29 protein-coding genes are annotated in these 21,758 nt (G+C 66.7%); 15 read left to right on the forward strand and 14 right to left on the reverse strand.

Features of this window, described 5'->3' with window-relative positions; translation table 11 throughout:
- Positions 1-30: 30 nt before the first annotated feature.
- From BKA04_RS10195 to BKA04_RS10220, 6 genes are read right to left on the reverse strand one after another with little or no spacing between them, the layout of a single operon-like run.
- On the reverse strand, positions 31-672 hold the full coding sequence (locus tag BKA04_RS10195) for a carbonic anhydrase (protein ID WP_104096314.1): 642 nt from the start codon (positions 670-672) through the stop codon (positions 31-33).
- Positions 673-676: 4 nt separating this feature from the next.
- Complete coding sequence (locus BKA04_RS10200; protein ID WP_104096315.1) at positions 677-1,309, reverse strand: DUF4245 family protein; 633 nt, start codon at positions 1,307-1,309, stop codon at positions 677-679.
- On the reverse strand, positions 1,306-1,569 hold the full coding sequence (locus BKA04_RS10205; RefSeq protein WP_104096316.1) for an exodeoxyribonuclease VII small subunit: 264 nt from the start codon (positions 1,567-1,569) through the stop codon (positions 1,306-1,308). Before BKA04_RS10205 ends, BKA04_RS10200 begins: the two co-directional genes overlap by 4 nt.
- Before the next feature lie 9 nt (positions 1,570-1,578).
- A complete protein-coding gene (xseA, locus tag BKA04_RS10210) occupies positions 1,579-2,817 on the reverse strand; it encodes an exodeoxyribonuclease VII large subunit (RefSeq protein WP_232842030.1) in 1,239 nt (412 codons plus the stop codon).
- Positions 2,814-4,160: a hypothetical protein gene (locus tag BKA04_RS10215; protein WP_104096317.1), complete on the reverse strand. Its 1,347-nt coding sequence runs from the start codon at positions 4,158-4,160 to the stop codon at positions 2,814-2,816. Before BKA04_RS10215 ends, xseA begins: the two co-directional genes overlap by 4 nt.
- On the reverse strand, positions 4,157-4,732 hold the full coding sequence (locus tag BKA04_RS10220) for a 3'-5' exonuclease (RefSeq protein WP_104096748.1): 576 nt from the start codon (positions 4,730-4,732) through the stop codon (positions 4,157-4,159). The genes BKA04_RS10215 and BKA04_RS10220 overlap by 4 nt, the downstream gene beginning before the upstream one ends.
- Positions 4,733-4,867: 135 nt before the next feature.
- Here BKA04_RS10220 and BKA04_RS10225 point away from each other — a divergent pair, with 135 nt between their 5' ends.
- From BKA04_RS10225 to BKA04_RS10235, 3 genes are all read left to right on the forward strand, one after another.
- A complete protein-coding gene (locus BKA04_RS10225) occupies positions 4,868-5,440 on the forward strand; it encodes a DUF6264 family protein (protein WP_104096318.1) in 573 nt (190 codons plus the stop codon).
- Positions 5,441-5,505: 65 nt separating this feature from the next.
- Complete coding sequence (locus BKA04_RS10230) at positions 5,506-6,684, forward strand: sensor histidine kinase (RefSeq protein ID WP_104096319.1); 1,179 nt, start codon at positions 5,506-5,508, stop codon at positions 6,682-6,684.
- Positions 6,677-7,819, forward strand: a complete 1,143-nt coding sequence (locus BKA04_RS10235) for a hypothetical protein (RefSeq protein WP_104096320.1) — start codon at positions 6,677-6,679, stop codon at positions 7,817-7,819. The genes BKA04_RS10230 and BKA04_RS10235 overlap by 8 nt, the downstream gene beginning before the upstream one ends.
- A gap of 13 nt (positions 7,820-7,832) precedes the next feature.
- Here BKA04_RS10235 and fbaA read toward each other — a convergent pair whose 3' ends face one another.
- Complete coding sequence (fbaA, locus tag BKA04_RS10240; protein WP_104096321.1) at positions 7,833-8,864, reverse strand: class II fructose-bisphosphate aldolase; 1,032 nt, start codon at positions 8,862-8,864, stop codon at positions 7,833-7,835.
- Between the two features lie 171 nt (positions 8,865-9,035).
- Between fbaA and glpX the strand changes: the two genes are divergently transcribed.
- Both glpX and BKA04_RS10250 read left to right on the forward strand, forming a co-directional pair.
- On the forward strand, positions 9,036-10,049 hold the full coding sequence (glpX, locus tag BKA04_RS10245) for a class II fructose-bisphosphatase (RefSeq protein WP_104096322.1): 1,014 nt from the start codon (positions 9,036-9,038) through the stop codon (positions 10,047-10,049).
- Complete coding sequence (locus tag BKA04_RS10250; RefSeq protein ID WP_104096323.1) at positions 10,022-10,264, forward strand: hypothetical protein; 243 nt, start codon at positions 10,022-10,024, stop codon at positions 10,262-10,264. Before glpX ends, BKA04_RS10250 begins: the two co-directional genes overlap by 28 nt.
- Here BKA04_RS10250 and BKA04_RS10255 read toward each other — a convergent pair.
- The 3 genes from BKA04_RS10255 to BKA04_RS10265 all read right to left on the reverse strand — a co-directional run bounded on the left by BKA04_RS10255 (position 10,249) and on the right by BKA04_RS10265 (position 12,862).
- Positions 10,249-10,731: a DUF2087 domain-containing protein gene (locus BKA04_RS10255; protein ID WP_104096324.1), complete on the reverse strand. Its 483-nt coding sequence runs from the start codon at positions 10,729-10,731 to the stop codon at positions 10,249-10,251. The two genes, BKA04_RS10250 and BKA04_RS10255, sit on opposite strands and share 16 nt — an antisense overlap.
- Positions 10,732-10,816: 85 nt before the next feature.
- A complete protein-coding gene (locus BKA04_RS10260) occupies positions 10,817-12,130 on the reverse strand; it encodes a DNA recombination protein RmuC (RefSeq protein ID WP_104096325.1) in 1,314 nt (437 codons plus the stop codon).
- Between the two features lie 117 nt (positions 12,131-12,247).
- Positions 12,248-12,862: a 3'-5' exonuclease gene (locus BKA04_RS10265; RefSeq protein ID WP_104096326.1), complete on the reverse strand. Its 615-nt coding sequence runs from the start codon at positions 12,860-12,862 to the stop codon at positions 12,248-12,250.
- Between the two features lie 150 nt (positions 12,863-13,012).
- On the opposite strand from BKA04_RS10265, the gene BKA04_RS10270 reads away from it, so the two are divergent.
- Entirely contained in the window at positions 13,013-13,393 is a 381-nt protein-coding gene (locus tag BKA04_RS10270; protein ID WP_104096327.1) for a VOC family protein, read from the forward strand.
- 29 nt (positions 13,394-13,422) lie between these two features.
- On the opposite strand, the gene BKA04_RS10275 is transcribed toward BKA04_RS10270, so the two are convergent.
- Positions 13,423-14,316: a LysR family transcriptional regulator gene (locus tag BKA04_RS10275; RefSeq protein WP_104096328.1), complete on the reverse strand. Its 894-nt coding sequence runs from the start codon at positions 14,314-14,316 to the stop codon at positions 13,423-13,425.
- Positions 14,317-14,418: 102 nt separating this feature from the next.
- Here BKA04_RS10275 and BKA04_RS10280 point away from each other — a divergent pair, with 102 nt between their 5' ends.
- On the forward strand, positions 14,419-15,333 hold the full coding sequence (locus tag BKA04_RS10280) for a pseudouridine-5'-phosphate glycosidase (protein ID WP_104096329.1): 915 nt from the start codon (positions 14,419-14,421) through the stop codon (positions 15,331-15,333).
- Positions 15,334-15,389: 56 nt separating this feature from the next.
- Complete coding sequence (gene ychF, locus BKA04_RS10285; RefSeq protein WP_104096330.1) at positions 15,390-16,466, forward strand: redox-regulated ATPase YchF; 1,077 nt, start codon at positions 15,390-15,392, stop codon at positions 16,464-16,466.
- 81 nt (positions 16,467-16,547) lie between these two features.
- Here the strand turns inward: ychF and BKA04_RS10290 are convergent, their stop codons facing one another.
- Positions 16,548-16,895: a VOC family protein gene (locus BKA04_RS10290; protein ID WP_104096331.1), complete on the reverse strand. Its 348-nt coding sequence runs from the start codon at positions 16,893-16,895 to the stop codon at positions 16,548-16,550.
- A 52-nt stretch (positions 16,896-16,947) separates the two neighbouring features.
- Here BKA04_RS10290 and BKA04_RS10295 point away from each other — a divergent pair, with 52 nt between their 5' ends.
- The 6 genes from BKA04_RS10295 to BKA04_RS10320 all read left to right on the forward strand — a co-directional run bounded on the left by BKA04_RS10295 (position 16,948) and on the right by BKA04_RS10320 (position 19,738).
- The gene (locus BKA04_RS10295; RefSeq protein WP_104096332.1) at positions 16,948-17,466 is read left to right on the forward strand and encodes a helix-turn-helix domain-containing protein; all 519 of its coding nucleotides are present in this window, start codon (positions 16,948-16,950) and stop codon (positions 17,464-17,466) included.
- Positions 17,467-17,614: 148 nt separating this feature from the next.
- A complete protein-coding gene (locus tag BKA04_RS10300; protein ID WP_104096333.1) occupies positions 17,615-17,848 on the forward strand; it encodes a type II toxin-antitoxin system ParD family antitoxin in 234 nt (77 codons plus the stop codon).
- Positions 17,845-18,135, forward strand: coding sequence for a type II toxin-antitoxin system RelE/ParE family toxin (locus BKA04_RS10305; RefSeq protein ID WP_104096334.1), 291 nt, complete (start codon positions 17,845-17,847; stop codon positions 18,133-18,135). The genes BKA04_RS10300 and BKA04_RS10305 overlap by 4 nt, the downstream gene beginning before the upstream one ends.
- A gap of 239 nt (positions 18,136-18,374) precedes the next feature.
- Positions 18,375-18,878 (forward strand): methyltransferase family protein, encoded by a 504-nt coding sequence (locus BKA04_RS10310; RefSeq protein WP_104096335.1) that lies wholly within the window; start codon positions 18,375-18,377, stop codon positions 18,876-18,878.
- A 165-nt stretch (positions 18,879-19,043) separates the two neighbouring features.
- Positions 19,044-19,325: a type II toxin-antitoxin system Phd/YefM family antitoxin gene (locus BKA04_RS10315; protein WP_104096749.1), complete on the forward strand. Its 282-nt coding sequence runs from the start codon at positions 19,044-19,046 to the stop codon at positions 19,323-19,325.
- The gene (locus BKA04_RS10320) at positions 19,322-19,738 is read left to right on the forward strand and encodes a type II toxin-antitoxin system VapC family toxin (protein ID WP_104096336.1); all 417 of its coding nucleotides are present in this window, start codon (positions 19,322-19,324) and stop codon (positions 19,736-19,738) included. The genes BKA04_RS10315 and BKA04_RS10320 overlap by 4 nt, the downstream gene beginning before the upstream one ends.
- A gap of 235 nt (positions 19,739-19,973) precedes the next feature.
- Here the strand turns inward: BKA04_RS10320 and BKA04_RS10325 are convergent, their stop codons facing one another.
- On the reverse strand, positions 19,974-20,558 hold the full coding sequence (locus BKA04_RS10325; protein WP_104096337.1) for a DapH/DapD/GlmU-related protein: 585 nt from the start codon (positions 20,556-20,558) through the stop codon (positions 19,974-19,976).
- Positions 20,559-20,581: 23 nt separating this feature from the next.
- Complete coding sequence (locus BKA04_RS10330) at positions 20,582-21,076, reverse strand: tetratricopeptide repeat protein (RefSeq protein ID WP_104096338.1); 495 nt, start codon at positions 21,074-21,076, stop codon at positions 20,582-20,584.
- A gap of 101 nt (positions 21,077-21,177) precedes the next feature.
- Here BKA04_RS10330 and BKA04_RS10335 point away from each other — a divergent pair, with 101 nt between their 5' ends.
- Positions 21,178-21,747, forward strand: coding sequence for an OsmC family protein (locus tag BKA04_RS10335; RefSeq protein WP_104096339.1), 570 nt, complete (start codon positions 21,178-21,180; stop codon positions 21,745-21,747).
- Positions 21,748-21,758 lie beyond the last annotated feature (11 nt).

Raw genomic sequence — 21,758 nt, forward strand, 5'->3', positions numbered from 1 at the left:
GTCCAGATCCTTTTTGATGTTGTGTGTCGGTCAGGGCATGCGGATGTCGCCGATCACGACATCCGGAATCGCCATTCCCTCGAGGAGGCGGTAGTTCGCCCCGACGATAGCCAGCGTACCCGCGGCGATGGCGTCGCTCATGAGTTCGGAACCGGCCACCATCGTCGCGATCGTGGCGCGCAGGTGTTCGCGGCCCACGACGGTGGGGTCCGGGTTCTCCCCCGCGGGGAGAGTCGCCTTGACCTTTCCGACCGCCGCCGTGATCGGCTCGATGAGATGCCGGATGTGCGGGGGGATGGCGGGAGCGTCCTTCTTCTGGCTGTCGATCGCCGCGGCCACGGCGCCGCACTCGTCATGGCCCAGCACGACGATGAGGGGAACGCCCAGGATCGCGACCGCATACTCGATCGAACCGATGACGGAGTCCGAGATGACCTGGCCCGCGTTGCGGATGACGAAGAGGTCGCCGAGCCCCTTGTCGAAGATGATCTCGGCGGCGAGCCGCGAGTCGCTGCAGCCGAAGAGCACAGCGTGCGGCGCCTGTGTGCCGATGAGCTCGCCTCGACGCTCGACATCCTGGCGCGGATGGCGCGGCTCGCCGGCGATGAACCGCTCGTTCCCTCGCACCATCTCCTGCCACGCCTTGGCCGGGGTCGTCGTGGTTTCTGGCATGGGGTCAGCCCTTCCCTGTTGTCGCGTCGGAGACGGCGGAGGCGATCGTGGCGAATTCGGCATCCGAGGCCGTGCCGAAGAGCACGATGTCGCTGCCGGCCGAGGCCGCGGTCATGACGTACGCGTAGTTTCCCGCGTCCTTCGCGTCGCGGTGGTCGTACACGGTCCACACGATTCCGTCGATCGTGGCCGAACCCGTCTCGGCTCGGGTATCGAGCTGGTTGGCGAGCCAGGTCGGATTCGCGTCGATCCCCTGCCTGAGCGCGATGAACTGCTTCCCGGGGGTCACGAAGCCGATGTACCAGGTCGCAACACCGTCGACCGGCTCACCGTCGTACACAGCGGAGTTCGACCTCCAGGTGGCGGGCAGGTCCGGTACGACGAGCGGCACGGCCGAACCGGATTCCGCAGCGATGGTGCGGTAGTCGACGGCGGGCGGAGCGGGCGGATCCGGTCGCACCACGACGAGAACCGTCACGAGCACGACGGCGAGGGACACGACGAGTGCGATCACGAGATTGGTGAAGGTCTGGCCCTCGCGATGCCTGCGAGAGGTTTCGGCTTTCCGTGCCGCGGTCTCCTCCGGCGTCTCCGGTCTGCCGAGTTCCGCGACGACGCGAGGGGCGCGCTCGGTCATGCCGATGCGGAGCCCTGGGCGTCGCCCGCACCGATGCTCCCTGCGGATGCCGCGGCGGCACGCGCTGCGTCGAGCCTGGCCTTCGCCCCGATGAGCCACTCCTCGCAGCGCCCGGCAAGGGCTTCGCCGCGCTCCCACAGGGCGAGAGACTGTTCGAGCGTCGATGACCCCTGCTCGAGTTCGCCGACCACCTTCACGAGTTCGTCGCGCGCCTGCTCGTAACTCAGGTTCGCCACATCGTCAGGGGATTGGGTAGCCACGGTCCCAGCCTACCGACCCTTCTGCACGGTCGTCTTCGTCGAATCGACGGTGGTGCCGACGGAGCCGTCGGCGAGGGTGAGGAGGAGGCGAGTGCCGGGAGCGGCATCCGCACTGCTGCGCAGGACGGCGCCTCCCGGTAACTGGGCGATCGCATAGCCGCGGTCGAGCGTGCGCTGCGGCGAGAGCGAGCGCAACTGGCCCGCAAGCTCGGCGACGGATGTCGTCGCCCGTTCGAGCGCGCGGTCCACGAGTTCTGCGCCCCTCGCGACCCACCGGGTGAGTTCGTCCGACCGTTCGTCGACGATCCACGACGAACCCGCCAGAACCGGCCGCGACCGCAACTGGCCGATACGGTCGATCTCCGCGGTGATGAGCCCCGTCATGCGTGCGCCGATGCGGACTCTGGCCTGTTGCACCCTGCCCAGCTCTTCCGCGACATCCGGGACCACCCGCTTCGCGGCATCCGTCGGGGTGGATGCGCGAAGGTCGGCGATGTCGTCGAGCAGCGGCCGATCCGCTTCGTGACCGATGGCACTGACGAGCGGGGTCGTGCACGCCGCGGCCGCCCTCAGCAGGGTCTCGTCGCTGAAGACGAGCAGGTTCTGGAAGTCGCCTCCTCCGCGCGCGATGATGATGACGTCCACGTCGGGATCCGCGTCGAGCCTCGCGAGCGCCGCCGTGACCTCCCCGACCGCGCGGTCACCCTGCACTGCGGCGTGCTGGACGCGGAACGCCACGGATGGCCAGCGCAATTGGGCGTTGCGCAGGACATCCTTCTCCGCGTCGGAATCCTTGCCCGTGATGAGCCCGATGCAGTGCGGGAGGAAGGGGAGCCGCTTCTTCCGGTCCGCATCGAAGAGCCCCTCCGCCTGGAGCTTCTGGCGCAACTTCTCGAGCCGCTCGAGCAGGTCGCCGATCCCGACGTGCCGCATCTCGAACACCTGCATCGACAGCGTCCCGCCCTTGACCCAGTAGTTCGGCTTGAGCAGTGCGACGACCCGGTCCCCCTGTTTCAGGTCGTCTGGCAGCTTCGAACGGACGGACGACCAGATGGTGAACCCGACGGTCGCGTCTGCTTCGAGGTCCTTGAGCTTACCGTAGACGTTGCCGCCGGAGACGCCCCACTGCGTGATCTCGCCCTCGACCCAGGCGGTACCCAGTCGGTCGATCCAGCCCTTGATCTTCTCGGCGAGGACCGCGACCGGCCACGGAGCGTCTGCCGTCGGCAGACCCGTGGGATCCGTCACGAGGCCTCCAGGGATTCTTCGTGCGCGCGCTGGATGCCCGAGATGTAGTCGTTGATCGTCGGCATCCCGGTCAGCTTCTCTCGGTAGAACGTGTTGACGACGTTGATGACGCGGGCCTGCGCGGCCTCGACCTCCGCAACGCGCCTCTCGCCCTCGTCCTGCAGCTCGAGCGACTGGCGCAGCTGGAGGATCGCCTTCACGATCTCGGTCTCCTCTTCGCCCTCGAGAGCGTCGACGACGTCGACGATGAGCGAGTCGGCCTGCGCCTGGACATCGGCGATGGGGATCGAGGACCCCGGCTGCGTCGCGTTCTCCAGCGTCGAGAGGAGCGACCACACCTGGTAGAGGATCGTCGCGGGCTCATCGAACAGCTCGCGGACGTACGCCGCCTCGAGGTGGCGACCGGAGAGCCGGAAGACGTTGTACATGCGCTTGGCCGCCTTGCCGTAGTTCAGGTGCTCCGTGAGGTACTTGCGCACCTCAGCCTCGAGGCGCTCGACATACTGGTCGAGCGCGTCGTCCGATACGTGCTTCGCGACCTTCGCGAACATCGGCACGTCCTCCGCGTCGAGGTACACCTCCTGGAAGAACGCGTCGAGGTAGCCGTCGAGCGAGACGATGTCGCCATCCGGCGCCTCCCAGGTGACGTCGATGACGTTGCTCGCATTGGAGAGCTGCCGTCGTTCCGGATCGCTCACGACCCAGTCGAGCTTGCACCAACCGGGGTCGAGCGCGACCTCCTGCCACCGCAGGACGACCGGCCCGTCCGGCCCGTCGGCGTGAAGCTCCTGCGCCTCGATCTCGTCGAACGTCCAGGAGATCGGGCTGCCCTTGTGCACCGCTTTGCCCGCGTGGTGCCCGTCGAAGGAATAGCTCCCGAGCTTCGCCTCGAGGAACTGGTACGTGTCTCCACGCCGCGTCGCGAGCACCTTGTCGCGCATGAGCGTCGCCATGGTCGCGCACGCATCCTCGCGCGTCGGCGCCTTGATGTTGAGCCGCTGGAAGTAGTCGCAGTCGCCGGGGAACGACTGGATCTTGGACTGCGCGGCCGAGCCGGAGATCGCCAGGGCGCTTTCGACATCCGGCGATGTCCCGGTCACCTCCACGATCGAGCCGATTCTCCGGAATCGCTCGAGCTCGCGTGCGCTGAAGTCGAGCATCGCGACGCGGTGGCCGAAGGCGCCGGTCGATGTGTCGACCACGATGTCGCCGCTCGAGGACTCCAGGGCGATCGAATCCATCCACTGCCTCGTGGACTCCTCATCGAGTTCGACTCCGAGCCGCCTCGCTGATTCGATGATCCTGCTGATGTCTGCCGTGCCCTCTCGGGGAAGGTTGGTCATGATGTGCTCCTCTTCGTTGTCGACGGTTGTCGTCGTTGTGCGGCGTCGCTGACGATCGCCGAGTACAGTGCCGCCTGGTCGCGCGCGTCACCCAAAGCATTGTGGGAGAGCTTTCGGCCCTGAAGATACCTGGGGGACAGGAACCGGAGGCTCGTCTCGGCCCAGGAGCCCCCCGCCATGCCCAGGTAGAGGGACTTGATGTCCAGGGCGGAGTGACCGAACGGGTTCCTCCCGAGGAACCGCTCGAAGTAGTCGCAGACGAACATCCAGTCGAATGCCGCATTGAAGCCGACGAAGACCGGATAGTCGCCTTCGGGGACCACCGAGGCGATCCACTCGTCGAACCGGCGCATGGCGTCGCCGGCTTCGACACCGTTCTCCCTGAGGTGCTCGATCGTGAGCCCCCCGATGGACAGGGCCTCTGTCGTGATGTCGGGCGACAGCGGAATGAGCTCGACGTAGAAGCCCTGCTCGGGGTGGTCGACGAGGCACGCACCGATCGACAGCATCGAGTAGCCGCTCGGGTTCGGACCCGCGGTCTCAACATCGACACTGATGAAGATTTCTGGCATGGAACTCCCGTCATTGACCATCAGGCTACGGGATTCCGGGGACACGCCTCCAGACCGTCGTGCCGCGGGGCTCTCGTAGACTGGCGTGGTGTCCAGTTCCACGAGCGTTTCCCGCACGGCGACGGGCCGGCGGCGATGACCGACGACCGGCCGCGACCGGAGTACGGCGAGTACGCGAGCGAGGCCGAGCAGGCCGCTGCGCTCGAAAGATCCGGGGTGATGCCGCAGCCGCCGGCTGCACCGTCATCCCTGCCTGCACCGTCCCAGCAGGCACCGTCCCATCCGCCCGCGCCGAATCCGGCCACCCGCCGCCCGGGACCCGCGCTTCAGGGCGGCATCTCGCCCGCGCGCGCCGTCGACCGCGTCGCGACGATCTTCATGCTGTCGTTCGGGCTCGTGTACCTGTTCGGTTCGGCGGCGACCTACCTGAACCTCGCAGCCATGCTGGACACCCTGTATGCGCAGATGGGCATCGGCGAGTACACGCCGACGTCGATGACAGCAGGCGTGGGTGTCGGGATCATCGTGGTCCAGGTCATCATCTGGTTGATCGCCGCAGTCTGGTCGTACCGCAGGATCAGGTCGGGTCGGATGTCGTGGTGGGTCCCGTTCATCGCCGGACTGGCAGGTTTCGCGATCACGGCCACACTGCTCGGAATCCTCCTCGCCGGAGACCCTGCGTTCGCGGCATTCTCCACCCGCGCCTGAGCGGGAATCCGCCTGCACACGCCTACGATGGCTGACAGATGAGGAGCCCGCCGACAAAGGTAGCAGTGCCGCCCCGTGACCTTGCGGCCACGATCACCGCGAGGTCAGTTCTTCGTGCCGGATGGGCTGTCGCGTTCGCGTATCTGGGAATCTGCGTCATTCTGCTCATCGATCTGTGGATCGAACGCCGGTATCCGATCGGCATCCTCCTCTCGCTCGCGTCGCTCCTCGTCGTGATCGTCGCGCTGTTGTGGGTGACCCGCCGACCGTCGTGGCAGCGCGCCGTCGTCTACCTCGCGGTGGGAACGGCAGCGGCGGCCGTCTACGACCTCGGCCTTCTGGCCGCCGATCCGAGCCTCAACCAGAACGGAATCTATCTCCTCAACCGCGTCACCATCGCGCTCCTTCTCGTGGGCGCGGTGAGCAGTCGATTGATTCACGGCGTCGTGTGGTGCGCTGCAGGATGCCTTGCCGGTTCGGCGGCGACGATGTCTGCCCAGCTCGCGTTGGGGTTGCCCACGAATCCCGGATTCGGCCCCGTCGTCTCCCTTGCGATCTACCTCACGATCATCGTCATGTTCTGGCTGATTCGCCGTTCCCAGCGCCGGTTCGCCCCCGACTTCTCGGCGATCGAGGTCGAGGTCGCGCGCATGGCGGGCCAGCGGGAACTGGAGTCGACCGCGATCTCGCTCCTGCACGACACGGTCCTCAACGACCTGGCAGCCGTGGTGAACGGCAAGGATGCCGTGGACGATCGCGCTCGAGCGCGCTTCCTCCGCGACGTGGATGCCGTCGCAGCAGCGCAGAGGGACCCGGACGCCCTCTTCGGGTCGGCGATCGAGGGACAGCTTCGGATCGAGCTTCTCGCCATCATCAGCGAGTTCCGCTGGCGGGGACTGACGGTCGAGGTGAGCGGAGGAGAGGCTCTCTCGGCCCGCATCTCGAGGGAGGCGGCCGCCGCGCTCGTGGGCGCGGTGGGAGGATGCCTCGAGAACATCGTTCGTCATTCCGGATCGGACTCGGCGGAGGTGTTCATCGACGCATCGGAGACCACGCTCTCGACCATGATCGTCGACCACGGCAGGGGGTTCGACCCGACCGACATCCCGGACAATCGACTCGGCATCCGTCGCGCGCTCGTCAAACGCATCGAAGGGTGCGGCGGGAGGGTCCGCATCTGGTCGGCCATCGGCGCAGGGACGTCGGTCGTCATCTCGGTTCCGATCGAGGTGGACGGTGTCTGAGTTCTGGACGCGGTCACCGCGCGACGTCGACCCCCTGTCATGGTTCACCGGACCATCCGCCCCCCTGGTGTTCGGCGGGCTCGCTCTGGTCTACGGATCCAGCGTCACCGCCCTGTCGATGAGGTCCGGACTCGTCGCCTGGTTCGATGGGGCGGCGATCACCGTGATGGCCCTCGGATTTGTCGTCATCAGCGTTCTCGGCCGGCCCCGCGATGTTCCTGCCGCGTTGACTCCCATGGTCGCCGCCCTGCTCGCGGGCTGGATCGGGATCGCCCTCTCCGCGTACGGCAGGTCGGCGAATGCCCAGCCGATCGAACTGTGGTGGGCTCCCGTGGGCCTTGCATTCATGATCGCCGCGCTGGCACCGTACTCCTCCGCGCGCAGGATTCTCGTTCTGGGGTCGTCGAGCGTCGTGGCTACCGCGGCGATCGTCGGCCTGGTGCCGACCGGAGTGCCCCCCTACTGGCCGACACTGTCGGTCATCGTGCTGGGTTCGGGCCCCGTGCTCGTGGGTACGGTCGCGGCGGTCGTCTTCGCCTACCAGGTCGTCCAGCGCACGACGAACTGGGCGAGGGACGAGACCCGTCCGACGCTGTCGAGCGGGGTCCTCGGTGAAGCGGCGAAACTGCGAATCCTGCGGCACGAGCTCGCGAGCGTCGGCGAGCAGGCCATCCCCCTGCTGCGCGCGGTAGCCGAACGCGGCACCGTGACGGAGGACGACAGGATACAGGCGCAACGGATTGCAGACGAACTTCGGGCGGAGCTCGTGGAGCGGTCCAATCGGAGCTGGCTCGACGCGGTCGCGGCACGTCTGAACGTCACCGTGCTGGATGCGGAGCATCGCGCGGATCTCATGACGGCATCCCAGCGCTCAGCGCTTCTCGGGCTGCTCCAGGTCGCCGCGACGGAGTCCGAGCACGGGAGTTCGGCGACCGTCATTCAGCTTCGTCGTGACCAGGACGGCTCCACCGCTGTGGCCCTCAGCACCGACGTGCACTTTCCCGAGGGGCGAAGGCTGACGCTCCTCGCGCCGCACTACTTCACCCTCAAGGCCGCCGTGGACGGTCTCGAATGGGAGACCGGAGACGAATTGAGGATGCGGTTCAGACTGCCGGCCGGCCCTGACGAACCGTGACGGGCGCGCCCGCTCAGTTCATGCCGGCGGAGTGGCCCGCGGACCCGAGCTGGCGGGTCGACTGCACGACGCGTTCGGCCATGGCGGACTCCGCCACCTTTCCCCAGGCGCGCGGGTCGTACTGCTTCTTGTTGCCGACACCGCCATCCACCTTGATGACGCCGTCGTAGTTCTTGAGCATGTAGTCGGCGATCGGTCGGGTGAAGGCGTACTGGGTGTCGGTGTCGACGTTCATCTTGATGACGCCGTTGCGCACGGCGGTCGCGATCTCCTCGTCGCTCGAACCTGAACCGCCGTGGAAGACGAGGTCCAGCGGGTTGGCTGCTGTGCCGAACTTCGCGGCGATCCCGGCCTGGATCTCCGCGAGCAGCTCCGGCTTCAACTTCACATTGCCCGGTGCGTACACTCCGTGAACGTTGCCGAAGGTGAGGGCGGCCATATAGCGGCCATTCTCACCGAGCCCGAGCGCCTCGACGGTCTGGATGCCGTCCTCGACCGTCGTGTACAGGTGCTCGTTGATCTCGTGGCTGACGCCGTCCTCCTCACCGCCGACGACGCCGATCTCGACCTCGAGGATCGCGTTGATGGCCTTCATGCGGGGGAGCAGCGTCTTCGCGATCTCCAGGTTCTCCGCGAGCGGAACGCCGGAGCCGTCCCACATGTGGGACTGGAAGATGGGGTTCCGCCCCGCCTTCACCTCCGCCTCCGACGCCTCGATGAGCGGCATGACGAAGCCGTCGAGCGCATCCTTCGGACAGTGGTCGGTGTGCAGTGCGACGGCGATGGGGTAGTTCTTCGCCACCTCGGTCGCGAACGCCGCGAACGCGAGCGCACCGGATGCGCGGGCCTTCACGCTCTGGCCGGCGAAGTAGTCGGCGCCGCCGGTCGTCACCTGGATGATGCCGTCGGAACCGGCTTCGGTGAGCCCCTGCAGGACCGCGTTGATGGTCTGCGATGAGGAGACGTTGAACGCGGGATACGCGAATCCGCCCTTCTTGGCCTTGTCGAGCATCTCGGCGTACTGGTCCGGGGTGGCGATGGGCATGACGACTCCTTGGAGATTGCGGTGTGATTCGAGTCTATTGATTCGCGGGCGTCCTCTGCCGTCGTGTGACCGGAAAGTGCCTGCCACCTGACGGCCGTTCTTAAGAAGAGGCGATGTTTCAGTCTCCTCACCTGACAGCAGGTCCGCCCGGTCAATAGGGTGGATGGTGTGATGACGAGCGAACCCAGTACCGACACCGGCACCCTTTTCCTTCACCCCGACCGCAACCTCGCCATGGAGCTCGTGAGGGCCACAGAGGCGGCGGCCATCCGCGCCTGGCCGTTCATCGGCCGCGGCGACAAGAATGCCGCGGACGGTGCCGCGGTGGATGCCATGCGCAAGTTCCTCGGCACGGTCAACTTCGACGGGGTCATCGTCATCGGCGAGGGGGAGAAGGACCGTGCGCCGATGCTCTTCAACGGCGAGACCGTCGGCAACCGGCGCGGACCGGCGTGCGACATCGCCGTCGACCCGATCGACGGGACCTCTCTCACCGCTGCCGGGCGTCAGAACGCGATCTCGGTGATCGCCGTGTCGGATCGGGGCACCATGCTGGATGCATCCTCCGTGTTCTACATGGACAAGATCGTCTCCGGACCGGCGGGCCACGGCGTCCTCGATCTGGAGCGCCCGATCGGCGACAACATCCGGGCTCTCGCCAAGGCGCTGGGAAAGCCCGTGGGCGAGATGACGGTCGCCGTGCTGGATCGGCCCCGACACATCCAGCTCATCGACGATATCCGGGCGACGGGGGCCGGAACGCGCCTCATGCTCGACGGTGACGTCGCCGGCGGAATCAACGCCGCGCGCTATGAGACGCGCATCGACCTGTGCGTCGGGATCGGCGGAAGCCCGGAGGGCATCACGACGGCGTGCGCGATCAAGGCGCTCGGCGGGTTCATGCAGGCCAGGCTCGCGCCGGGCACCGACGACGAGCGCGAGAAGGCGAAGGATGCCGGCCTCGACCTCGACGCCGTCATGGACGCGAACCAGATGGTCAAGGGGGACAATTCCTTCTTCGTCGCAACGGGGGTGACGGATGGCGGTCTCGTCGACGGTGTGCGGCGGAAGGGGCCGATCATCCGCACCGAGAGCATCGTGCTGCGGTCGCGTTCGGGGACGATCCGGCGTGTGATCGCCGAGCACCTCGTGGAGAAGTGGCTGGACGAGGTCCCGGCTTCCTGAGCGTTCTCGCCACCAGGCAGGGCTACTCGGTGTACCCGTTCAGCTCGAGCGTGGTCGCCGCAGTGCTCGAGCATGTCGACGGCATCGACTCGATGGAGGGCGGCATCCATTTCACGGAGGAACAGCCGCTGCCCGACTCACACTTCGATGCCGTGGTGAACGCTCGGCGGGCCGAGATCGACGCGAGTCTCGCCAGACCTCAGGCCCGAGAGTAGCTGCCTCCGGAGGGAGTGCGCTGCAGCATGCCCTCGTCGACGAGGAAGCGGCGAAGGGTCGCGACATCCGGATGGAACGGCTCGAGCCGGTCGCCCACCTCGGCCTCGGTGAGTTCTTCGCCCGGTGCGAACGCCTGCTCGACGACCCAGGCGAGCAGCTCGCGGCGGTCGGCCGGACGCACCGGATACTGCTCGATGCGGCCGTCGCGCACGAAGCGGTGCACGCCCTCGCGTTTGGGCACAGCGGAGTGCGCGAGCATCGTGGGAATGGCGTCCGTCACGAGTTCGAGCGCGCCATCGTCGGCCACCCGGATGAGCCCAGCGTCTCGCAGCGTTGCGATCGCGCGGTCGCGCTTCTTCGGGGAGAGGCCTGCGGCATCCGGGATGCCGAGCACGACCTCCGCGTAGGTGCTGCGCGCATCCGAATTCGCTAGGGCTGCCAGGACCGCCCGCCACTCGTTCGCCATGCGGCCATCGTAGGCCGGACCGTGAGGGGTCGGTAACTGCTCGTCGCGCACACCGGGAAGGACAGTAACCGCCCCCTCACGGGACCTAGCCCTCGGAGCCGGCAGCGTCGTCCGCATCGGAGACCAGTTCGAAGGCGGTGAGCTCGCGCGGCGCCTCCTCGATCCCGGGCAGAGTGCCGAGCACCTTCGACTCGTCCAGGGCTCCGAGCCGCCGCGCGCTCGGCAGCACCTGCCGTTCGAGCGAGCCGACGAAGGTGTTGTAGTCCTTGACGCTGCGCTCGATCGACCTGCCGAGCTTCTCCACGTGCTCCGAGAGCTTCGCGAGCCGGCCGTAGAGCTCCTTGCTCAGGTCGAAGAGCAGCTTCGCATCCTCGGTGAGCACGTTCTGCTGCCAGGAGAAGGCCACCGTCTTGAGCACCGACCAGAGGGTCACCGGCGAGGCCAGTGCGACGCGCTTGCCGAACGCGTAGTCCATGATCGCGGGGTCGGCCTCCATGGCGCTCGAGACGAGCGACTCGCTCGGGATGAACGCGATGACGAGTTCGGGGGACGTCTCGAGTCCCGCGTAGTACTCCTTGCCCGCGAGGGTGTCGATGTGCGAGCGCAACGCCTTGACGTGTTCCTTGATGAGCCGCTCGCGTTTCGCGCCCTCGTCCCCGGTCGCGGTGATCGGGATGCCGCTCGCCTCGAGGTAGGAGTTGAACGGTACCTTCGCGTCGACCGCGATGTTCTTGCCGCCCGGCAGGTGCACGACCATGTCCGGGCGGCCGGCTCCGGCATCCGAGGAGATGCTCGACTGCACGTCGAAGTCGACGCGTTCGATGAGGCCGGCCGCCTGCACGACGTTGCGCAACTGCGTCTCGCCCCATACCCCCCGCGTGCTGTTGCTCTTGAGGGCGGCCGCGAGCGACTCGGCGGTGCTGCGCAGGCGCTCCTCGGATTCCGTGGCCGACTTGAGCTGCTGGCTCAGCTCACCGTGCTGCTGGCGACGCTGGGTCTCGAGCTCGGTGACCTTGTTCTGCATGGCCCGCAGGTTCTCCTGCACCGGGGTGAGCATCTGCAGCACCTTGCTCTCGGCGCGTTCGCGCTCCTGTTGCGCCTCCTGTTCGGCCCGCTGCCGGGCGAGCAGGTCGCGCTGCTGTTCCTGGAGTCCGCCGACCTGCTCCTTGAGCGCCATCGCGGTCGCCTGCACGGATGCCAGCTCGGCAGCCAGAGCGCCCTGCGCCGTCTGCTCGGATGCGCGCAGCTCCGCGAGCGCGGTCTCATGCCGCGCCTGGAGCACGGCGGGGTCTTCGCCCGCCAGCGGGGTGCGCCGGAGCCGGCCGATGAGCCAGCCGATGACCGCGCCGAGGACAAGGCCGCCACCGATACCGATGAGTAGAGCGAGAAGTGGGTCCATACCCACAGTGTGTCAGTGGCGGGCGACAGAGCGCCGCAGGCGGGGTCCTGGCGAACCGAGGCACTGCGGGAATGAGGAAAACGTGCAGCGGCCTCGGCCGGCGCGCAGGGAAGCGGTTCAGCCGAGCGCCATGCTCCGGTGCGCCGTGGAAGCCGCCGCAGCGGCCGGGCCGATGGCTCCGAGCCGTTGGCCGGTGATCGTTGCGAGGTGGGGGAGATCGATGGCGTCATGGCGGTTGGCGGCGTGGACGATGATCGCCGCACAGGCCTCGGCGTCGGCGAGAGCATTGTGGTGGTGGAAGTCCTCGAAACCTGCGGCCATGGCGGCCACCGGCAGGCGGTACGAGTCGAGGTTGTAGGTGCGCCGGGCGACCTGCAGGCTGCACAGGTAGGAGAAGTCCGGGCAGTCCACGAAGCTCGCCGCGCACGCCGCCGTGATGACTCCCATGTCGAACCCTGCGTTGTGGGCGACGAGCACATCCCCCGCGGCGAACGCCACCAGATCGGGGAGCTGCTCGCTCCAGAGCGGCGCGTTCTCGACATCCGGGGCCATGATGCCGTGGATGCGCGTGTTCCACTCGTTGAATGCGTCGTAGCCGAGCGGTGGGCGGATGAGCCAGCCGGACTTGTCGACGACCTTGCCGTCTCGGACCTTCACCATGCCTACCGAACATGCCGAAGCGTTGTGAGAGTTGGCGGTTTCGAAGTCGATGGCGGTGAAGTCGAGGCCCATCACCGCATCGTCTCACGCACGACCGACCATCGGGTGCGCCACGCCCCGCATCGCGGAAGAAGAGTTCAACTCCCGACCGCTTGTCGGTCGGTCGGATTGTCGTTGTCGCCGGTTCCCGGTTGAATGGGCATTTGGTGAACTGGAGACTGCATGTTCCTGGGATTGCGTACTGTCATCTACCCGGCTCCCGATCTCGCGGCGGCGAAGGAGTGGTGGATCGAGGCGCTCGGCATCGAGCCGTACTTCGATGAGCCGTTCTTCGTCGGCTTCAGCCCTGGCGGGTACGAGCTGGGACTGAATCCGGCTGCCGACCCCGCGCTGGGCGCCGTGAGCTATTGGGGCGTTGCGGATGCCGATGCGGCTTACGCGCACCTCGTTGCGCTGGGCGCGACGCCGCTCGAACCGGTCGAGGAGGTCGGAGACGGGATCCGACTCGGCACGGTTCGAGACCCGGTCGGCAGCATCGTCGGAGTCATCGAGAACCCGATCTTCGACGTCACGCCGGTGGAGTCTGCAGGGCCGGGGCGGTAGAGGCGCGCTTCGCGGACACCCAGAACAGGTCAGGCCTGCCCTGCCACCCGCCGGACCAGCTCGACGAGAGCGAGCACCTGCTGCCTGGGCTCATCCGCGAGCCAGGCGACGGACATGGGCAGCAGCTGGGGCTCGACGAGCGGGATCGTGGTGATGCCAGGTAGTACGAGGTTGGCGGTCGACTCCGGCACGAGCCCGAACGCGCGTCCCTCCGAGATGAGGTAGGAGCGCGCGCCGACGATGCGCGGGCGGCTGACGAGCACGAGCGGTTCGAGCGAGGCCTGCGCGCAGATTTCCAGCAACCGGTCGTAGTACTCGGGGTTGCGCTCGCGCGGCCAGAGCAGCAGGGGAACGTCGGCGAGGTCGGCCAGACGAATGCCGCGCGCTGACGCGAGCGGGTGGTCCGAACTGAGTGCCACATACACCGGCTCCCAGCGGATGATCTCGGTGCGAAAGCGCGCGGGGACATCGATGTAGCGGCCGATCCCGATGTCGGCCCGCCCGGATGTCAGCGCTGCCCCCGCTTCGCCGGTCTCGACGGCGAGTTCCTCGACGGCGACGCCGGGCATGGTCTCCTCCGCCACGCGCAGGATGTCGGGGACGAGCGCGTTCATGGCGCTCGGCGTCGCTGCGAGTCGGATGCCGGAATTCACCGGTCCGGTCAGCCGGGCGGCGACGTCGGTGAGGCTCTCTCCTGCCTCGAGCAGGGCGCGCGCGAGGGGAAGGAGGGTCTCGCCGGCGGCGGTGAGAACGACGGAACGGGTTGAGCGGTCGAAGAGCGAGAGCCCCAGGTTCCGTTCCAGCCGGCGGATCTCCTGGCTCACGACGGGCTGCGAGACGAAGAGTTCGTCGGCGGCGCGGCCGAAGTGTCCTGTGCCAGCCACCGCCACGAAGAACTCCGCCTGACGCATCGTGATATTCATAGGGTTACATTATCAAATTGGCCCATATTCGTCTTGTTCTTATCAATAGGGTGAACGTACGGTGGTGACAACAGACATCCGCAGATCATCGAAGAGGTACCCATGTCTCACTCCCCGTTCATCGTCTCCACCGAGGTCGCCGACGCGCTCGCCGCCGGCCGCCCGGTCGTCGCGCTCGAGTCCACGATCTTCACCCACGGCCTTCCTCGCCCGCGCAACCTCGAGGTCGCACGCGAGGCGGAGGCGAGCCTGCGCGCATCCGGCGTCACGCCCGCCACGATCGGCGTCGTCGACGGCGTGCCGACGATCGGGATGTCCGATGCCGAGATCGAGCGCCTCTCCCTCGACGACACGGTCGTCAAGGTGAGCCTGCGCGACCTGCCCATCGCTGCCGCGAAGAAGCTGAACGGCGGCACGACGGTCGCCGCCACCGCGTACCTCGCCCACCTCGCCGGAGTGAAGGTCTTCTCGACCGGCGGGCTCGGCGGTGTGCACCGTGGTGCGGAGACCACCTTCGACGAGTCATCCGACCTCGGCACTCTCGCGAACGTGCCGCTCGTCGTCGTGAGCGCCGGCGTCAAGTCGATCCTCGACATCCCGCTGACCCTCGAGCGCCTCGAGACGCTCAACGTGCCGGTCGTCGGCTACCGCACGACCGACTACCCCGGCTTCTACGTCTCCGACTCCGGCTACGACATCGAGTACTCGGTCGACAGCCCCGAGGAGATCGCCGCGATCGCGAAGAACCGCGACGCGATCGGCCTCAAGTCGACCCTTCTCGTCGCGAACCCGGTCGCTGAGGACAAGCAGCTTCCACCCGAGGTGCACGTTGCGGTGCTCGCCGAGGCCATCGAGGCCTCGCACACCGCCGGAATCTCCGGCAACGAGACGACCCCGTTCCTGCTCGACTACATTCAGCGCGCCACCAAGGGCGCGAGCCTCGATGTCAACGTCGAGGTGTATCGCGGCAACGTCGCGCTCGGCGGACTCATCGCCGCCGCGATGCAGAAGGCCTGAGCATTCGGGTTGCTGACGGCAAGGGCCACGGCGGGTAGCGGATACGCTTAACCCCCGTGGCCCTTACTATCGCGATCGTCGGACTGCCGAACGTCGGCAAGTCGACCCTGTTCAACGCCCTCACCCGCAACCAGGTGCTCGCGGCGAACTACCCGTTCGCGACGATCGAGCCGAACATCGGCGTTGTGAACCTCCCGGATGCGCGGCTGCAGGTGCTCTCCGACATCTTCGGCAGTGAGCGAATCCTGCCCGCCCCGGTCTCCTTCGTCGACATCGCCGGCATCGTCAAGGGTGCGAGCGAGGGGGAGGGGCTCGGCAACAAGTTTCTGGCCAACATCCGTGAGGCGGATGCGATCGCCGTCGTCTCGCGCGGTTTCGCCGACCCGGATGTCGTGCACGTCGATGGGCGGGTGGATGCGGCATCCGATTTGGAGACGATCCACACCGAGCTCGTGCTCGCGGACCTGCAGACGCTCGAGAAGGCGATCGAGCGATACGAGAAGGAAGTGAAGACGCGGCGCACCGAACCGGTCGTGCTCGAGGCGGCGAAGTCCGCGGCGGAGTGGCTGAACGGCGGCAAGCCGTTGTCGGCTCACGTCAAGCTCGACCTCGAGCCGATCCGTGAACTCGGGCTGCTCACCGCGAAGCCGTTCATCTACGTGTTCAACGTGGATGAGGGCATCCTCGGCGACGCGACGGCGCTCGACGGCCTCGCGGCGCTCGTCGCGCCGGCGAAGGCCGTCTTCCTCGATGCGAAGCTCGAGAGCGAACTCATCGATCTCGATCCGGATGACGCCGCCGAGCTTCTCGCGTCCACCGGCCAGTCGGAGAGCGGCCTCGACCAGCTCGCGCGCATCGGCTTCGACACGCTCGGCCTGCAGACCTACCTCACGGCGGGCCCGAAGGAGACGCGCGCCTGGACGATCCACAAGGGTTGGAAGGCCCCGCAGGCCGCTGGAGTCATCCACACCGACTTCGAGAAGGGCTTCATCAAGGCCGAGGTCATCTCCTTCGACGATCTCGTGGCAACCGGTTCGGTGCACGAAGCCCGTGCGAAGGGCAAGGCCCGCATGGAGGGCAAGGACTACGTCATGCAGGACGGCGACGTGGTGGAGTTCCGCTTCAACGTGTAGAGCCGATGGAGGCGCGGACGAACTCGAGCTCGTCGACATCTGCTGAGATCGTGCGCCCACCACCCGATGGCGTCGATCGGCCTAGTCGGCCGTGCTTTGATCGATGATGTAGGTGATGTTGCCGGACGGGTCGGTCACACTCGCCCACCAGCCTCCAGGAATCTCCGACGGTTCTTTCGCGACCGACAAACGTTCGCGCCGCTCGTCGATCCACCGGGGGACGTCATCCACGGTGAGTATCGGCCCCGATTTCTCGCTGCCTGTTGTGGAAACGTCCAGCATGACGCTCACCTCGCCGTCCGATGGTCCGATGGCGGCGGTGCTGTCACCTTCGCGCCAGAGTTCGGTCCAGCCCAACGCATCGCGGTAGTAAGCGAGCGCTTGCTGAAGGTCGTTGACCGGCAGGTACACCATCTCGATTTTCTCCATATCCAGAGCGTAATCTGGTTACGATATTCCGTCAACGTGATATGTTGACCGTGTGCCGGACTGGATCCCCCGTCGATCGTCAGCCAAGGGCCGACTCGCCCTGGCTGCACTCGAGGTGTTCGGAACGACACCCTTCGACGTGGTGTCGGTGTCGACCCTCGCACGAGCGGCCGACGTGACGACCGGAGCGCTGTATCACCACTTCGGAAGCAAGGTCGGTCTCTACGACGCGGTTCGTGGTGACGTGGAACGGCGCGTCCTGGATCGGATTGAAGGGGCATTCGCCGCTCGGCCCGACGACGAACCCGCCGCCGCTGCCCTCGCCGCACTGAAGGTCGCGTTCGACTACCTCACCGATCAGGGCTACACCCGGCTCGTGGGCGCCGACCACCCCGATCGGCGCGTCGATCCGATCGTCGAGTACCTCTCCGGTGTCGTCGACCGCGATCACGTGCCGCTTGCCCGTCTGTTGTGTGCCGCGTGGCGTGAGGCTCTGCTCAGTGTGAGTGACGGCGTTTCCTCAGCTGATGCCCGAACTGCGCTCGACGCACTTCACGTTCGAGTGCAGTGAGGCGCTTCGGGTGAAAGCGGTGACCCCGCAGGGTCGAGCGGGTACGCCGGAGACCGCCATGCCGGAGTTCAGCGGTGTTCCGTTCCAACGTCTGATCGGCAGTGGATCGAATGATCACTTCGTTACCATTTCTTGGTAATCTTGCGTCATGGCCACGAACACATCGATCAGCCTCGACCAGCACTTCGCAACGTTTCTGGCAGGTCAGGTCAGCGAGGGTCGGTACCGGTCTGCGAGTGAGGTCGTTCGCGCGGGCTTGCGTCTCCTGGAGGCGCAGGAGCTCCAGCTCGCGGCGTTGCGCGCGGCGCTCGTTGCCGGTGAAGCCAGTGGTGACGCGGAGGTCTTCGACTTCGACGCGTTCATCGCTGCGAAGAGCGCGTGAGCGAGTACCGGCTCACACCAGCGGCACAGCGTGACCTTGCGTCGATCTGGGACTTCACCGTGGAGCAATGGGGATTGCGACAGGCGGAGAAGTACATTCGTGAGATCCAGGCGGCGATCGAGCGGGTGGCAGCGGATCCTGAGCGTGGGCACGTTCGAGACGACATCCGCGAAGGCTACCGGAGCTACTCGATTGGGAGCCACGCCGTGTTCTACGTCTCGCATACGAACCGTGTCGACGTGATACGTGTGCTGCATCAGAGGATGGATCCACCGCGTCACGTGTGACGGGGTGCTCGGTCGCAACAATGCGGGTAACGTGGCCTGGTCGAGTCCCGGTCAGCGTCTGGCGCCAGTGACGAATCACGTCATATGACCTTGTTGTGATCAGATCGTTCACGCCACTCAAAGTTGCGTGAGGTTGCGGAGAAGGGAATGCTCCCCGGCTCTCATGATCAACCGCAGCGATCTCGGCGCGTGTCGTTATAGCGTGGCCTCGGGGCTGACGACGAGAAAGCTGACCGAACATGTCCATTCACATTCCCCCGCCGGTACTGGCCGCCGCCGCATTCGGCGTGCAGGTCGCGCTGACACGGAAGAGCACCGCGACGAGAGGCTTTCTGCTGGGGGCCACCGCCGTGGGCGCGGCCTCGGTCTGGCTCGGGCTGGGAGCGCTCGCCCGTTTCATCAAGCACGACACCACCTTCGACCCGGTCACTCCCGGCGCGACCTACCTCGTGACGTCCGGACCGAACCGCCTCACCCGCAACCCCATGTACCTCGGGTTGGCGGGGATGCTCACGTCCTTCGCTGTGTGGCGACGGTCGCCGAGAGCACTCATCCCCGTCGCCCTCTTCGTGGTCGCGATCAACCGGATGCAGATTCCCGGCGAAGAATCGGTGCTGCGGGAACGCTTCGGAGACGAGTACGAGAGTTACGTCGCAACGACCCCGCGCTGGTTGTGGGTCGCTCCCGCCTGGCTGGCGCGTACGTCGTCACCATCGTCACGGTCGTCGTCACCGCAACCGTGACGGACGTTCGCGCGCCCCTGCGACGACGGGCCGCCTCAGCCGGTCAGCATGACGCACGTTCTCCACAGGCGCCTCTCCTCCACAGATGGTGTTTTACCTGTCGATGCCGTCGCGCCCGCGCCCCAAGAGACCGACAAGTGTAGCACGGGTGCTACACTTGTCGTCATGGGAATTGATGAATCTCCTACGGAGAGCTTGTCGCAGCGAGAGTTGCGCAACGAGTCCGGTCGCGTGTTGCGGGAAGTGAGCGAGGGGCACTCATTCATCCTGACGAATCGGGGCGTGCCCGTGGGGCGGATCGTGCCACTTGACGCCCCGGCCTCCGCGCTGAATATCGCTCGCCCTGCTCGACGCGAGGGTGGCTGGGCGTCGTTGGGTATCGATCGGAAGGCTGCCCAGCGGCGCCTCAGTGAGATCCTCGACGAGTTGCGTGAGGACAGACTGTGACCTCGGCACCGCTTGTATACGTGGACACCTCCGCGATGGGTGCGTTGCTCATCGACCAGCCGGAGAGCCAATCCCTCGAGGACTGGCTGGATCGGACATCCGCCATCCTGGTTTCCAGTGATCTGCTCGAAACCGAGCTTCGCCGCCTCGCCGTGCGGGAGAACCTCGCACAATCCGATGTGACGCGCATCCTGGACGGCGTTGCGCTGGCCGCCCTCGACCGCGCCGTGTACCGAAGCGCGGGCTTCATGCCCATGCAGCACTTGCGCACCCTCGACGCGCTGCACCTGGAGGCGGCCGTGCGGCTGGACGTCTCGGCCATCCTCACCTACGATCGCAGGCTGGGCGACGCGGCCCGAACGCTCGGTGTTGAAGTGATCTCGCCGGGAAAGTCTGAGGCACCTCGATTCTGACGACCCTGAGGGTGCTTGCCCGGACGACTCTCGAATACGGTGGCCGTATGGCGCGTGAACTCACCCCGCGGGAAGTGAGTGTGCTGCGGGCAATGACTCAGACGCTCGCGAGATAGATGGCGTCGCTCTCTCAGAAGGTATGCGCGACACATTGCTACATAAGGCGTCCCGAACGCGAGCCTGGAGCATCTGTGGCTGCGGCACGTGTGGGCGGCGTCAGCAGCTGAGGGTTATGTCACCCCTCCGGTACCGTGCCCACCTGCTTCGCCGGCACTCCGACGACGATTGCGCTCGCCGGAACATCCTTGGTGACGACCGCCCCAGCACCAACCACCGCGCCGTCGCCGATGGTCACCCCGGGCAGCACCGTCACGTTCGATCCGAACCAGACGCCCCGGCCGATCACGACACGGGCAGGATGCATGTCGGCCCGCCGACTCGGCAGCATGTCGTGGTTCAACGTCGTGATGACGGCGTTGTGGCCGATGAGAGAGCCATCGCCGATCTCGATGCCGCCCTGGTCCTGGAACCGGCATCCGCTGTTCACGAAGACGTTCGCGCCGAAGCGGATGTTCCTGCCGAAGTCGGCGGTGAACGGCGGGAAAAGCTGGAAGGACTCGGGAATCTCGCGCCCGGTCAACTCACTCATGAGGGCCCGCACCTCATCCGGAGAGTGATAGCGCCCGTTGAGTTCGGCGGTGATGCGCATTGACTCCTGGCTCGCCGCGTGCATGGCCTCGTGGTGCGGTGAACCACCAGGGATCGTCTCCCCGGCGTTCAGGGCAGTCAGGAGCGCATCAAGCCCAGGGATCTCGGCCATGCGCCCACAGTAGTCGGCTTACCTTAGTCCGCGCGCTCGGTGAGTTCGGCGGCATAGTTGCGCATCGAGCGCTGGTAGCGAGGCAGCGACTCGATCTGGGCTTCGATGGCGACCTGCAGGGCCTCATCCTTACGCCCGGCACTGTGCAGAGCCAGAGCCAACACGATGCGGGGTGCGGAGCCAGTCGTCTCATGAGTCGGAGCGGCTCGCAGGACGGCGATCGCCTCATCGAGGCGGCCGAGGTTGCGAAGTGTCGATCCGTACTGGACAGCGAGTTGGGCATGCCGGGCGTCGTCGAGGCCGAGCTCGAGAGCGCGCTCATACTCTGCGCCGGCCTCGGCCTCGAAGCCCATCGAGTCGTACATGCCGGCGAGTTCGAAAGCTGCCCGGCCATCGGCTGCTGGGCATGCTTCGGCCAATTCGCGCATGGCGGCGACACCGTCGTCGCGGTCAAACGAGTCGAAGCGCCCCCAAAGGTCGTCGACGGATGCTTCCCACTGCTCGATGGTGGAGCTCATGAGCCAATCCTGTCATTCAGCATCGCGCGCAGCGTTACGCCGAGTTCCCTCGTGTGACGTAACGCTCGGCGGCAGATCGCGTCGGTCTATAGCGTCGCCCCATGACACTCATCGACACCAAAACTGCCGACACCCAATTCACCGTCCCGTCCGTCGCCGACGAGGAGCGCGCCCAGCGCCTCGCCGACGCCGCCACCGCATGGGGTGAGCGCATCGCCGCCACGCCATCCAGTGCCCATCTCACCTATCGCGTCGACGGTGTCGGAGCCGGCTCAGTCGCCACCGAGATCATCGCGGGCAGGCATCGCTTCCTCGTCGACGAACCCGACTCGCTCGCCGGAGACGACCTCGCGGCGAGCCCCGTCGAATACGCGCTCGGCGCGCTCATCTCCTGCCAGGTCGTCGTCTACCGGTTGTATGCGCAGGCGCTCGGCATCCGGGTCGACGACATCGACGCGAAGGCCGAGGGCGACCTGGATGCGCGGCGCCTGTTCGGCATCGACGAGTCGGTGCGCGCGGGCTTCGGCGCTGTGCGTTTGATCATCACGATCTCCGGCCCCGAGAGCCAGGAGCGCTATGACGAGCTGCGCGATGTCGTCGACGCGCACTGCCCCGTGCTGGACCTGTTCGCGAACCCGACTCCGGTGAGCGTGACGGTCACGAAGGCCTGACGCGGCCGGCC

The organism is Terrimesophilobacter mesophilus (assembly GCF_014200375.1).
GTDB lineage: Bacteria > Actinomycetota > Actinomycetes > Actinomycetales > Microbacteriaceae > Terrimesophilobacter > Terrimesophilobacter mesophilus.